The sequence below is a fragment of the Burkholderia sp. BCC1977 genome, assembly GCF_905339595.1.
Lineage (GTDB): Bacteria > Pseudomonadota > Gammaproteobacteria > Burkholderiales > Burkholderiaceae > Burkholderia.
On the sequence record NZ_CAJPGQ010000065.1, the window covers coordinates 1 to 12,565 of the forward strand.

Consider the following 12,565-nt stretch of genomic DNA (forward strand, 5'->3'; position numbering starts at 1 on the left):
CCCCGTGACGATTCCGCAGAAGAAAGGCGACGCGCTCGTCGTCTCCCTCGACGAGCATCCGCGCGAAACGTCGCTCGAGGCGCTCGCGAAGCTGAAGGGCGTCGTGCGTCCGGACGGCTCGGTGACGGCAGGCAACGCGTCGGGTGTCAACGACGGCGCATGCGCACTGCTGCTCGCCAACGCGGAAGCCGCCGATCAATACGGGCTGCGCCGTCGCGCACGCATCGTCGGCATGGCGACCGCCGGCGTCGAGCCGCGCGTGATGGGGATCGGCCCGGCGCCGGCCACGCAGAAGCTGTTGCGCCAGATCGGGATGACGATCGACCAGTTCGATGTGATCGAGCTGAACGAGGCGTTCGCGTCGCAAGGTCTCGCAGTGTTGCGCATGCTCAGTGTCGCCGACGACGATCCGCGCGTGAACCCGAACGGCGGCGCGATCGCGCTCGGCCACCCGCTCGGCGCATCGGGCGCCCGGCTCGTGACCACGGCGCTTCACCAACTCGAGCGTACGGGCGGCCGCTTTGCGCTCTGTACGATGTGCATCGGCGTCGGCCAGGGTATCGCGATCGCCATCGAACGCGTGTAACCGACGCACCGCGCGCCTATAACGAAGTCATGAAGGAGACACTGCATGTCATATCAGGCGATCCAGCTGGATATCGATCAGGTTGCCCGCGTGGCCACGATCACCCTCAACCGTCCGGACAAGCTGAACAGCTTCACCCGGGCGATGCATCGCGAACTGCAGTCGGCGCTCGATGAAGTCGAGGCGGCCGGCGCGCGTGCGCTGATCCTGACGGGTGCGGGCCGCGGCTTCTGCGCAGGTCAGGACCTGGCCGACCTCGACTTCACGCCGGGCGCGTCCACCGACCTCGGCACGCTGATCGACGAGCATTTCAATCCGCTGATCCGCCGCCTGCAACGCATGCCGATTCCGGTGATCGCCGCCGTCAACGGCACGGCGGCCGGCGCCGGCGCGAATCTCGCGCTCGCCTGCGACATCGTGTTCGCCGCGCGCTCGAGCAGTTTCATCCAGGCCTTCGTCAAGATCGGGCTCGTGCCCGATTCGGGCGGAACATGGTTCCTGCCGCAACGCGTCGGCATGGCACGCGCGCTGGGGCTCGCCCTCACCGGCGACAAGCTCGGTGCCGAACAGGCCGAACAATGGGGCTTGATCTGGCGCGCGGTCGACGACGATGCACTCGCCGCGTCGGCCCGTCAGGTCGCCAACCAGCTCGCGCAGCAACCGACGCGCGCGATCTCGTCGATCAAGCAGTCGATGCGCGACAGCGTCACGAATACCCTCGACCAGCAGCTCGACCTCGAGCGCGACCTGCAGCGCAAGCTCGGCCAGTCGTACGACTACGCGGAAGGCGTGACGGCGTTCATCGAGAAGCGCGCGCCGCGCTTCGAGGGGCGTTGACATGACCACCTCCACCGACACGCTCGACCCCGATGCGCTCGCCCGTGCGACGGCGCGGGCCATGTACGACGCGGACGCCTGCAGCCGCGCGTTCGGCATGGAAATCGCCGAAGTGCGCGCCGGCTACGCACGCCTGCAGATGCGCGTACAGCCGGACTTCCTGAACGGGCACCAGATCTGTCACGGCGGCATCATCTTCACGCTCGCCGATTCGACGTTCGCGTTCGCGTGCAACACGTACAACCTGAATACCGTTGCGGCGGGCTGCTCGATCGAATACCTGCGTCCCGTATACGGCAACGACCTGCTGACGGCCGAGGCGATCGAACAGACGCGCAGCGGCCGGCATGGCGTCTACGACATCCGCGTCACGAACCAGACAGGCGAAACGGTCGCGATGTTTCGCGGCAAATCGGCCCAGATCAAGGGCACGGTCCTCCCGGAAGACCGCTGACGTCCACGGCTCGCTCATAACAATCACTGGAGACAGGCATGACTACCCCGCTACCGCTCGAGCCGATCGAGACCGCTTCACGCGACGAGTTGACCGCGCTGCAACTCGAACGCCTGAAGTGGTCGCTCCGGCATGCGTATGACCACTCCCCCGTCTATCGCCGCAAATTTGACGAAGCGGGCGTGCATCCCGACGACCTGACGACGCTCTCGGATCTGTCGCGCTTCCCGTTCACGACCAAGAGCGACCTGCGCGACAGCTACCCGTTCGGGATGTTCGCGGTACCGCAGGACCAGATCTCGCGTATTCACGCGTCGTCGGGCACGACCGGCAAGCCGACCGTCGTCGGCTATACGGCGCGCGACATCGACACGTGGGCGAATCTCGTCGCGCGCTCGATCCGCGCGGCCGGCGCGCGGCGCGGCGACAAGGTTCACGTCAGCTACGGCTACGGGCTGTTCACCGGCGGGCTCGGCGCACACTATGGCGCCGAACGCGCAGGGCTGACGGTGATCCCGTTCGGTGGCGGCCAGACCGAGAAGCAGGTGCAGCTGATCCAGGATTTCCGGCCCGACATCATCATGGTGACGCCGAGCTACATGCTGTCGATCGCCGACGAGATCGAGCGCCAGGGCCTCGATCCCGCGCAAAGCTCGCTGCGCATCGGCATCTTCGGCGCGGAACCGTGGACCAACGACATGCGCGTGGCCATCGAACAGCGAATGGGCATCGATGCGGTCGACATCTACGGGCTGTCTGAGGTGATGGGCCCGGGTGTCGCGTCGGAATGCGTCGAGACCAAGGACGGCCCGACCATCTGGGAAGACCACTTCTATCCGGAAATCATCGACCCCGAGACCGGCGAAGTGCTGCCGGACGGCGAACTCGGCGAGCTGGTCTTCACGTCGCTGACGAAGGAAGCGCTGCCGATCATCCGCTACCGGACCCGCGACCTCACGCGTCTGCTGCCCGGCACCGCCCGCACGATGCGCCGAATGGAAAAGATCACCGGGCGTTCGGACGACATGATGATCGTGCGGGGCGTCAACGTCTTCCCGACGCAAATCGAGGAACAGTTGCTGAAGCAGCGCGCGCTCGCACCGCACTATCAGATCGTGCTGACGAAGGAAGGTCCGCTCGACGTGCTGACGCTCAACGTCGAGCCGTGTCCCGAAACGGCCCCTGACACGGCGGCGATCCACGCGGCCAGGCAGGCGCTCGCGCACGACATCAAGTCGCTGATCGGCGTGACGGCCGTGATCAACGTATTGCCCGTGAACGGGATCGAGCGTTCGGTCGGCAAGGCACGCCGCGTGATCGACAAGCGCCGGGGCTGATACCCGCCGCTGCCCGGCCGCCGCGCGCAACAGCGATCGCGTGCGCCGCAAAAAACAGCCCGACCGGCCAACACCGATCGGGCTGCTTCGTTTCGATGCGCGGCTAGACGTATACGCCGGCACCACCAAGCATCAGGAATTCGGGAACAGCAGCCACATCCGGCCGATCTGCTTCATCCGTCCGGCCTGGTCGCCGGCGTCGTCGCCGAGCCCCCAGAAATAGTCGGCCCGCACGCCGCCCTTGATCGCGGAACCCGTGTCCTGCGCGAACACGAGCCGGTTCATCGGCGTATTCGTCAACGGACGCGTGGTCTGCAGGAACACGGGCGTGCCGAGCGGGATCGACGACGGATCGACCGCGATCGAACGCTCCGGCGTGAGCGGCACGCCGAGCGCGCCGATCGGGCCGTCCGCGCCGCCGTGCGGCGCATCTTCCTTCGTCGGCATGTCGCGGAAGAACACGAAGCGCGGATTCGTGTCGAGCAACGCGTCGACGCGCGTCGGGTTCGCCTTCGCCCACGCCTTGATGCCCTGCATCGTCGCCTGGGCGGGCGTCAGCTCGCCGCGATCGAGCAGCCACTTGCCGATCGAGCGATACGGCTGGTTATTGGTGCCGCCGAAGCCGACCCGCATCACCGAACCATCGTCGAGCAGCACGCGCCCCGAACCCTGCACCTGCAGGAAGAACGCCTCGATCGGATCGTCGACCCACACGAGTTCGTTGCCGTTCAGGACGCCGGCGCGTTCGAGCTGCGCGCGAGCGGGCAGCGCGGCGCCGGCACGATAGCCGGCCGGCCAGCGGTACAGCGCGTACTGGTAAGGACCGCGACGCACGCGGGAGCCATGCAGCAGCGGCTCGTAATAGCCGGTCACGAGCCCGTCGAGCGTACCGTCGGTGTTCGCCAGCTGGAACGGCGTGAAATACGTTTCGAAGAACGCACGCGCGCTGCTGACGTCGAGCTCGTCGAGGCGGTCGGCGGCCGCGCATGCGCGCTGCCACGCCGGCTGGCGCGCGAGCCGCACGCAATTCTGCCGCAGCGCGGCCGTCGCGCCGATCAGCGCATCGTCCTGCCACCCCGGCACCTGCTGCCACGCGACCGGCGTGAGCCGCTTCGCGGCGACCTGCCCGGGCACGATCGCCGCGCCGGTCGGCGGCTTGAGCGTCGACGTGCGCGTCGGCGCGCCGCCGCACGCGGCAAGCAGCGCGGCCGTCGCGGCCGCCGCAACCCAGCCGGCCACCCGGGGCCCAAACCACATACAATGTCCGTTCTTGATGGAAACCGCCATGTCAGATTTTCTCGACCAATATCCGATGCTCATCTTCGCGCTCGAGGCTTTCGTAGCGCTTGCCCTGCTGATCTTCATCGTCGTGTGGACGTCGTCGGGCAGGAAAAAGCACGCCCGCGGCAACGACCGCCAGCCGCGCTGACCGGCCCCGCACGCTCGACTCAATGCAGCGTGCGCGGCATGTGCAGCGCAAACTCGTCGACCGGCGCGTCGAACCGCTCGCCGTCCTCCGCCACGCAGAAGTACGCGCCACGCATCGTGCCGACCGGCGTCGCGATCACGGCCCAGCTCGTGTATTCGAACTGTTCGCCCGGCTGCAGCAGCGGCTGGTGCCCGACGACGCCGAGCCCCTTCACTTCCTGCACGTGGCTTTCGCTGTCCGTGATGATCCAGTGACGCGCGATCAGTTGCGCCGCGACCTGCCCGGTGTTGCGGATGGTCAGCGTGTACGCGAATGCGTATTGACGTTGATCGGGGTCGGATTGTTCCGGCAAGTAGCTGGTTTTCACCGAAACGGTGAACTGATACTGACTCATGATGTTTCCGCTGTAGGTAACTGCCCGCGCCAACTCGAGCGGCAGGGCCGCGGGCGCGCCGCACTGGTTCGGCATTCTATGCGGAATCGGGCCACGACCGCACGGCCCGTCGCCGCGCACCGGGTCGCCGGACGGTAGAATGGCGGTTTTGCGCCGCAGCGTCCCCGCTCCCCTGTCATGACTCAATTCCGCATCGCTCCCAGCATCCTGTCGGCCGACTTTGCACGGCTCGGCGAAGAAGTCCGCAACGTGGTCGCCGCCGGCGCCGACTGGATTCACTTCGACGTGATGGACAACCATTATGTGCCGAACCTCACGATCGGCCCGCTCGTCTGCGAGGCGATCCGCCCGCACGTGCAGGTGCCGATCGACGTGCATCTGATGGTGCGCCCGGTCGACCGGATCGTGCCCGACTTCGCAAAAGCCGGCGCGAACCTGATCAGCTTCCACCCGGAAGGCTCGGACCACATCGACCGTACGCTGTCGCTGATCCGCGATCACGGCTGCAAGGCCGGCCTCGTGTTCAACCCGGCGACGCCGCTGAACTATCTCGACCACGTGATGGATCGCCTCGACTTCGTGCTGCTGATGTCGGTGAACCCCGGCTTCGGCGGCCAGTCGTTCATTCCGGAAACGCTGAACAAGCTGCGCGAAGCGCGCGCCCGCATCGACGCATACACCGAGCGCACCGGCCGCGAGATCCTGCTCGAGGTGGACGGCGGCGTGAAGGCCGACAACATCGCGGAAATCGCGGCGGCCGGCGCGGACACCTTCGTCGCGGGTTCGGCGATCTTCGGCAAGCCCGACTACCGCACGGTGATCGACGAGATGCGCGCCGCGCTCGCCACCGTCGAGCGGAGCTGACGCCGTGGCCGATTCCTCGCTGGCAGGTCTTGCACCGGCCGCAGCCGACGGCACGATCCGTTTCGCGACGCCGCGCATCGACGCGGCGCTGATCGACCTCGACGGCACGATGGTCGACACGGCCGACGATTTCACGGCCGGGCTGAACGGAATGCTCGCGCAGCTCGGCGCGCCGGCCACGTCGCGCGACGAGGTGATCGGCTACGTCGGCAAGGGCTCCGAGCACCTGATCCAGAGCGTGCTGAAGCCGCGCTTCACGCCCGACGAAGCGCACGCGCGCTTCGACGACGCGCTCGCGATCTACCAGACCGAATACGCGAAGATCAACGGCCGCCACACGCGTCTCTATCCGGACGTCGCAACCGGCCTCGACGCGTTGCGCGCGGCCGGCATCCGGCTCGCGTGCGTGACGAACAAGCCGCACCGCTTCGCGGTCGAGCTGCTCGAGCAATACGGGCTGATCGATCGCTTCGGCATCGTGCTCGGCGGCGACAGCGTCGCGCGCAAGAAGCCCGATCCGCTGCCGATGCTGGCGGCCTGCGATGCGCTCGGCGTCGCGCCGGACGCGGCGGTCGCGATCGGCGACTCGGAAAACGACGCACTGGCGGGCCGCGCGGCCGGGATGGCGACGCTGACGGTGCCGTACGGCTACAACCACGGCAAAGCTATACAAACGATAAATTCGGATGGTATAGTCGATTCGTTGCTGGTCGCAGCCCGCGCGATCACCGCGCACAACGCCGGCCGGCCAACCATCTGATTATTTCTTCCATCCGCATGTTTCTGAATAAAAAACGGAGTCTGAGCAGCATCGACCGGGGAGCCTGGCCCTGGCGTCGCTGGTCGCGCTAACCTCTTCGATGAGGTACGCTGAGGCACGTCTTCAGCGCCGTTTTTTATCTCGCTGCGCATCCGCGCGCCGATCGTCGCACCACCTCGAGTTCCACCGCGTCCGAACGCTTGCGTTCAGGATCGGCCGCAGGCTCGCGACGTTCACGCCCGGAGTGCCGGCCGGCAACAGGCACTTCTCGATCGACCGCCCTTTCGCCGACGGCAGCCTGCGCAGCGTCAAGTGATCCCTGGCGCACTCCGCCGCTCGTCCCGAACAGGACCGGAACATGACCGAACTCGAATTCCAATCGCTTGCGAACGAAGGCTACAACCGCATCCCGCTGATCGCGGAAGCGCTCGCCGACCTCGAAACGCCGCTGTCCCTCTACCTGAAGCTGGCCCAGCCTGAACGCGCGGGCGCCAACTCGTTCCTGCTCGAGTCGGTGGTCGGCGGCGAACGCTTCGGCCGCTATTCGTTCATCGGCCTGCCCGCCCGTACGCTGCTGCGCACCCGCAACGGCGTGTCCGAAGTGGTGCGCGACGGTCAGGTCGTCGAGACGCACGACGGCGACCCGTTCGAATTCATCGAGTCGTTCCAGGCGCGCTTCAAGGTCGCGCAACGCCCGGGCCTGCCGCGCTTCTGCGGCGGCCTCGCCGGCTATTTCGGCTACGACGCGGTACGCTACATCGAGAAGAAGCTCGCGAACACCGCGCCGCGCGACGACCTCGGCCTGCCCGACATCCAGCTGCTGCTCACCGAAGAAGTCGCGGTGATCGACAACCTCGCCGGCAAGCTCTACCTGATCATCTACGCGGACCCGGCCCAGCCCGAGGCCTATACGAAGGCCAAGCAGCGCCTGCGCGAGCTGAAGCAGCGCCTGCGCACGACCGTGCAGCCGCCCGTCACGTCGGCGAGCGTGCGCACCGAGACGTTCCGCGAGTTCAAGAAGGACGACTACCTCGCCGCCGTGCGCCAGGCGAAGGAATACATCGCGGCCGGCGAACTGATGCAGATCCAGGTCGGCCAGCGGCTGACGAAGCCGTACCGCGACAATCCGCTGTCGCTGTATCGCGCGCTGCGTTCGCTGAATCCGTCGCCGTACATGTATTACTACAACTTCGGCGACTTCCACGTGGTCGGCGCGTCGCCGGAGATCCTGGTGCGCCAGGAAAAGCGCGGCGAAGACCAGATCGTCACGATCCGCCCGCTCGCCGGCACACGTCCGCGCGGCAACACGCCCGAGCGCGATGCGGAACTCGCGACCGAACTGCTGAACGATCCGAAGGAAATCGCCGAGCACGTGATGCTGATCGACCTCGCGCGCAACGACGTCGGCCGCATCGCGGAGATCGGCTCGGTGCAGGTGACCGACAAGATGGTGATCGAGAAGTACTCGCACGTGCAGCACATCGTCAGCTCGGTCGAAGGCAAGCTGAAGCCCGGCATGACGAACTACGACGTGCTGCGGGCGACGTTCCCGGCCGGCACGCTGTCCGGCGCGCCGAAGGTGCGCGCGATGGAACTGATCGACGAGCTGGAGCCGATCAAGCGCGGGCTGTACGGCGGCGCGGTCGGCTACCTGTCGTTCTCGGGCGAGATGGATCTCGCGATCGCGATCCGCACGGGCCTGATCCACAACGGCAACCTGTATGTGCAAGCGGCGGCGGGCGTCGTCGCCGACTCGGTGCCCGAATCCGAATGGCAAGAGACCGAGAACAAGGCGCGCGCGGTGCTGCGTGCGGCCGAACAGGTCCAGGACGGCCTCGATAGCGACTTCTGACCGGAGACTGACCATGCTGCTCATGATCGACAACTACGACTCGTTCACCTACAACCTGGTCCAGTACTTCGGCGAACTGGGCGAGGACGTGCGCACGTACCGCAACGACGAAATCACGCTCGACGAGATCGCGCGCCTGAATCCCGACACCATCTGCCTGTCGCCCGGTCCGAGCAACCCGCAGCACGCGGGCATCACGCTCGACGTGCTGCGCGAATTCGCGGGCAAGAAGCCGATCCTCGGCGTCTGCCTCGGCCACCAGGCGATCGGCGAAGCGTTCGGCGGCCGCGTCGTGCGCGCGAAAACCATCATGCACGGCAAGGTGAGCCGGATCGAAACCGACTGCCGCGGCGTGTTCGCCGACCTGCCGAAGCATTTCGACGTCACGCGCTACCACTCGCTCGCGATCGAACGCGAATCGCTGCCCGACTGCCTGGAGGTGTCCGCGTGGACCGACGACGGCGAGATCATGGGCGTGCGCCACAAGACGCTGCCGATCGAAGGCGTGCAGTTCCACCCGGAATCGATCCTCTCCGAGCACGGCCACGCGCTGCTCGAGAATTTCCTGAAGCAGAATCGCGCAGCGGCCCGCACGGCCGCGCCGGCGGCCTGACGGGAGACGCACGATGACGATTACCCCGCAGGAAGCGCTGCAACGCACGATCGAGCACCGCGAGATCTTCCACGACGAGATGCTGCACCTGATGCGGCTCATCATGCGCGGCGACATGTCGCCCGTGATGGCGGCCGCGATCATCACCGGGCTGCGCGTGAAGAAGGAGACGATCGGCGAGATCGCCGCCGCCGCGACCGTGATGCGCGAATTCGCGAACCACGTCGAAGTGCAGGACAACTCGAACTTCGTCGACATCGTCGGCACGGGCGGCGACGGCGCGCACACGTTCAACATCTCGACCGCGTCGATGTTCATCACGGCGGCGGCCGGCGCGAAGGTCGCGAAGCACGGCAACCGCGGCGTATCGAGCAAGTCCGGCAGCGCCGACGTGCTCGAGGCGCTCGGCGTGAACATCGACCTGCAGCCCGACCAGGTTGCGGCATCGATCGCCGAAACCGGCATGGGCTTCATGTTCGCGCCGAACCATCATCCGGCGATGAAGAACATCGCGGCCGTGCGCCGCGAGCTCGGCGTGCGGACGATCTTCAACATTCTCGGCCCGCTGACCAATCCGGCCGGCGCGCCGAACCAGCTGATGGGCGTGTTCCACCCCGACCTCGTCGGCATCCAGGTGCGCGTGATGCAGCGCCTCGGCGCGCAGCACGTGCTGGTCGTGTACGGCAAGGACGGGATGGATGAAGTGTCGCTGGGCGCCGCGACGCTCGTCGGCGAATTGCGCGACGGCAAGGTGCACGAATACGAGATCCATCCGGAGGACTTCGGCCTGCAGATGGTGTCGAACCGCACGCTGAAGGTGGAAAATGCCGAGGAATCGCGCACGATGCTGCTCGGCGCGCTGGACAACCAGCCGGGCGTCGCACGCGAGATCGTCACGCTGAACGCGGGCACCGCGCTCTATGCTGCCAATATCGCCGAATCGATCGCGGACGGCATCCAGCTCGCCCGCGAAGCGATCGCGAGCGGCAAGGCCCGCGCGAAGGTCGACGAACTCGTGCGCTTCACGCAGCAGTTCAAGCGCTGACTCCCCTTACGAATCAAGCAGGAACCCACATGAGCGACATTCTCGACCGAATCATCGCCGTCAAGCGCGAAGAAGTCGCGGCGGCCATGCGCAGCACGCCGCTCGAGGCACTGAAACTGGACGCATCGGCGCGCGACCTGCGCGACTTCGTCGGCGCCCTGCGCGCGAAGCAGGCGGCCGGCCAAGCGGCGGTGATCGCCGAAGTGAAGAAGGCAAGCCCGTCGAAGGGCGTGCTGCGCGAGCATTTCGTGCCGGCCGACATCGCGCGCTCGTATGCGGCCCACGGCGCCGCGTGCCTGTCGGTGCTGACCGACGAGCAATTCTTCCAGGGCAGCGTCCGCTATCTCGAGGAAGCGCGTGCGGCATGCACGCTGCCGGTGCTGCGCAAGGACTTCATCGTCGATGCGTACCAGATCCTCGAAGCGCGCGCGATGGGCGCCGACGCGATCCTGCTGATCGCGGCCGCGCTCGACACGCCGCTGATGCAGGATCTCGAAGCATATGCGCACTCGCTCGGCCTCGCGGTGCTGGTCGAGGTTCACGACCGCGACGAGATGGAACAGGCGCTGACGCTGAAGACGCCGCTGCTCGGCATCAACAACCGCAACCTGCGCACGTTCGAGACGACGATCCAGACCACGCTCGACATGCTCGACATGATTCCGGCGGACCGCATGGTCGTGACCGAGTCGGGCATCCTGTCGCGCACCGACGTCGATACGATGCGCGCGGCGAACGTGAACGCGTTCCTCGTCGGCGAAGCGTTCATGCGCGCCGACCAGCCGGGCGAGGAACTCGCGCGGATGTTCTTCTGATGGCGATCGAAAAGGAAATCAAGCTCGCGCTGCCGGCCGGCCAGGCCGATGCGGCGCGGCGCTTTTTCGAGACGCTGACCGGTGAAGCCGGCGACGTCATCGTGCTCGCGAACGTCTACTACGACACGCCCGATCTCGCGCTGGCCCGCTCGAAGAGCGCGGTGCGCGTGCGCCGCACGCCGCACGGCTGGCTGCAGACCTTCAAGACGGTCGGCAGCGCCGAAGCCGGCCTGCATCGCCGCCATGAATGGGAGTTGCCCGTCGCCGGCGATGCGCTCGAAATCGATGCCCTCGTCACCGCATGCGACGTGCCGGAGGCTGCCGCTGCGCTGCGCGACGCGGCGCCCGCGCTGCACGCGCTGTTCCGGACGGATTTTTCGCGTACGCTGTGGCGCATCGCAATCGGCGGCGCAACCGTCGAGGCCGCGGTGGATGTCGGCGAGATCGTCGTCCAGGCGGAAAACGACACGCGCCGCGAACCGATCAGCGAAATCGAACTCGAACTGATCGACGGCCCGGAAGCGGCGCTCGCGACGCTCGCCGCCGAACTGCAGCAAGCGCTGCCGGGCCTCGCCCCCGAAAACATCAGCAAGGCGCAACGCGGCTACCGGCTGCGCGCGCACTAAACACGCATCACGCATGGCAACCCGCAAGACTCTCCGCACGCCGCAGCAGGCGTCGCTGTTCGACGATCCCGTGCCGGAAACGGCGCAGGACGATGTTCCCGCCCCGGCGCCTGCGCCGGCCGCAGCCGGGCGCAAGCCCGCCAAGAAGGCCGCGGTAGCCGCCCCGGCCTCCGCCGCGCCGCGGCCCGTTGCCGCCGACGTCCCGCACCTCGCCGCGCAGTTCGATGCGCTGCCGGCCGTCTGGCGCAACGTGCTGAAACCCTTCACCGACAGCGACGCGTATGCGCCGCTGTGCCGCTTCGTCGACGACGAACGCGCGGCCGGCAAGACGGTCTACCCGACCGACGTGTTCCGTGCGCTGCGCCTGACGAGCCCGGACGACGTGAAGATCGTGATCCTCGGCCAGGACCCGTACCACGGCGACGACCGCGGTACGCCGCAGGCGCACGGCCTGGCGTTCTCGGTGCCGCCAGCCGTCCGCACGCCGCCGTCGCTGCGCAACATCTTCAAGGAAATCGCCGCGAATTTCGGCCACGACACGCCGCGTCACGGCTGTCTCGATACCTGGGCGCGCCAGGGCGTGCTGCTGCTCAACACCGTGCTGACGGTCGAGCGCGGCGCGGCCGCGAGCCACGCGAAGCGCGGCTGGGAGCAATGCACGGACACGCTGATCCGCGAACTGGCCAGCCGCCACCGCGGGCTCGTGTTCATGCTGTGGGGCGCGCATGCGCAAGCGAAGCGCGCGCTGTTCGATGCCAGCGCGCACTGCGTGCTGGAGGCGCCGCATCCGTCGCCGCTGTCCGCGCACCGAGGCTTCCTCGGGTGCCGCCACTTCGCGCTCGCGAACGACTATCTGGTCGAAGCGGGTCGCGAGCCGGTCGACTGGCGTCTGCCGGAGGTGGCCGAAACGCTCGCGTAACCGCGTTGCGCTTCCCGCTTTCGCCTGCAGCAAG

At 67.2% G+C, this 12,565-nt stretch carries 14 protein-coding genes and 1 pseudogene; 13 read left to right on the forward strand and 2 right to left on the reverse strand.

Annotated features, from left to right (window positions below; all coding sequences use genetic code 11):
• The 4 genes and pseudogenes from U5771_RS32630 to paaK all read left to right on the forward strand — a co-directional run.
• Window positions 1–586 (forward strand): annotated as a pseudogene (locus tag U5771_RS32630) (3-oxoadipyl-CoA thiolase); the annotation flags it as partial.
• A 45-nt stretch (window positions 587–631) separates the two neighbouring features.
• Window positions 632–1,423 (forward strand): 2-(1,2-epoxy-1,2-dihydrophenyl)acetyl-CoA isomerase PaaG, encoded by a 792-nt coding sequence (gene paaG, locus U5771_RS32635; RefSeq protein ID WP_322027755.1) that lies wholly within the window; start codon window positions 632–634, stop codon window positions 1,421–1,423.
• Window position 1,424: 1 nt separating this feature from the next.
• Window positions 1,425–1,877 carry a hydroxyphenylacetyl-CoA thioesterase PaaI gene (gene paaI / locus U5771_RS32640; RefSeq protein WP_322027756.1) on the forward strand — a complete coding sequence of 151 codons (453 nt, stop codon included), beginning with the start codon at window positions 1,425–1,427 and terminating at the stop codon, window positions 1,875–1,877.
• Window positions 1,878–1,915: 38 nt separating this feature from the next.
• Window positions 1,916–3,214, forward strand: coding sequence for a phenylacetate--CoA ligase PaaK (gene paaK / locus U5771_RS32645; protein WP_322027757.1), 1,299 nt, complete (start codon window positions 1,916–1,918; stop codon window positions 3,212–3,214).
• Between the two features lie 132 nt (window positions 3,215–3,346).
• Here the strand turns inward: paaK and U5771_RS32650 are convergent, their stop codons facing one another.
• Complete coding sequence (locus U5771_RS32650; protein WP_322027758.1) at window positions 3,347–4,471, reverse strand: murein transglycosylase A; 1,125 nt, start codon at window positions 4,469–4,471, stop codon at window positions 3,347–3,349.
• Window positions 4,472–4,499: 28 nt separating this feature from the next.
• Between U5771_RS32650 and U5771_RS32655 the strand changes: the two genes are divergently transcribed.
• The gene (locus U5771_RS32655) at window positions 4,500–4,643 is read left to right on the forward strand and encodes a hypothetical protein (protein ID WP_006758475.1); all 144 of its coding nucleotides are present in this window, start codon (window positions 4,500–4,502) and stop codon (window positions 4,641–4,643) included.
• A gap of 19 nt (window positions 4,644–4,662) precedes the next feature.
• On the opposite strand, the gene apaG is transcribed toward U5771_RS32655, so the two are convergent.
• Entirely contained in the window at window positions 4,663–5,037 is a 375-nt protein-coding gene (apaG, locus tag U5771_RS32660) for a Co2+/Mg2+ efflux protein ApaG (protein ID WP_322027759.1), read from the reverse strand.
• A gap of 177 nt (window positions 5,038–5,214) precedes the next feature.
• On the opposite strand from apaG, the gene rpe reads away from it, so the two are divergent.
• From rpe to U5771_RS32700, 8 genes are all read left to right on the forward strand, one after another.
• Window positions 5,215–5,901 carry a ribulose-phosphate 3-epimerase gene (gene rpe / locus U5771_RS32665; protein ID WP_006752695.1) on the forward strand — a complete coding sequence of 229 codons (687 nt, stop codon included), beginning with the start codon at window positions 5,215–5,217 and terminating at the stop codon, window positions 5,899–5,901.
• A gap of 4 nt (window positions 5,902–5,905) precedes the next feature.
• The gene (locus tag U5771_RS32670; RefSeq protein ID WP_322027760.1) at window positions 5,906–6,661 is read left to right on the forward strand and encodes a phosphoglycolate phosphatase; all 756 of its coding nucleotides are present in this window, start codon (window positions 5,906–5,908) and stop codon (window positions 6,659–6,661) included.
• A 358-nt stretch (window positions 6,662–7,019) separates the two neighbouring features.
• Window positions 7,020–8,513 (forward strand): anthranilate synthase component I, encoded by a 1,494-nt coding sequence (gene trpE, locus U5771_RS32675; RefSeq protein ID WP_322027761.1) that lies wholly within the window; start codon window positions 7,020–7,022, stop codon window positions 8,511–8,513.
• A 13-nt stretch (window positions 8,514–8,526) separates the two neighbouring features.
• Window positions 8,527–9,126, forward strand: coding sequence for an aminodeoxychorismate/anthranilate synthase component II (locus U5771_RS32680; protein WP_322027762.1), 600 nt, complete (start codon window positions 8,527–8,529; stop codon window positions 9,124–9,126).
• A 13-nt stretch (window positions 9,127–9,139) separates the two neighbouring features.
• Window positions 9,140–10,171 (forward strand): anthranilate phosphoribosyltransferase, encoded by a 1,032-nt coding sequence (gene trpD, locus U5771_RS32685; protein WP_039318793.1) that lies wholly within the window; start codon window positions 9,140–9,142, stop codon window positions 10,169–10,171.
• Window positions 10,172–10,200: 29 nt separating this feature from the next.
• On the forward strand, window positions 10,201–10,986 hold the full coding sequence (gene trpC, locus U5771_RS32690) for an indole-3-glycerol phosphate synthase TrpC (RefSeq protein WP_322027763.1): 786 nt from the start codon (window positions 10,201–10,203) through the stop codon (window positions 10,984–10,986).
• Entirely contained in the window at window positions 10,986–11,612 is a 627-nt protein-coding gene (locus U5771_RS32695) for a CYTH domain-containing protein (RefSeq protein ID WP_322027764.1), read from the forward strand. The genes trpC and U5771_RS32695 overlap by 1 nt, the downstream gene beginning before the upstream one ends.
• A 13-nt stretch (window positions 11,613–11,625) precedes the next feature.
• Window positions 11,626–12,531: a uracil-DNA glycosylase gene (locus U5771_RS32700; RefSeq protein WP_322027765.1), complete on the forward strand. Its 906-nt coding sequence runs from the start codon at window positions 11,626–11,628 to the stop codon at window positions 12,529–12,531.
• Window positions 12,532–12,565: the final 34 nt, after the last annotated feature.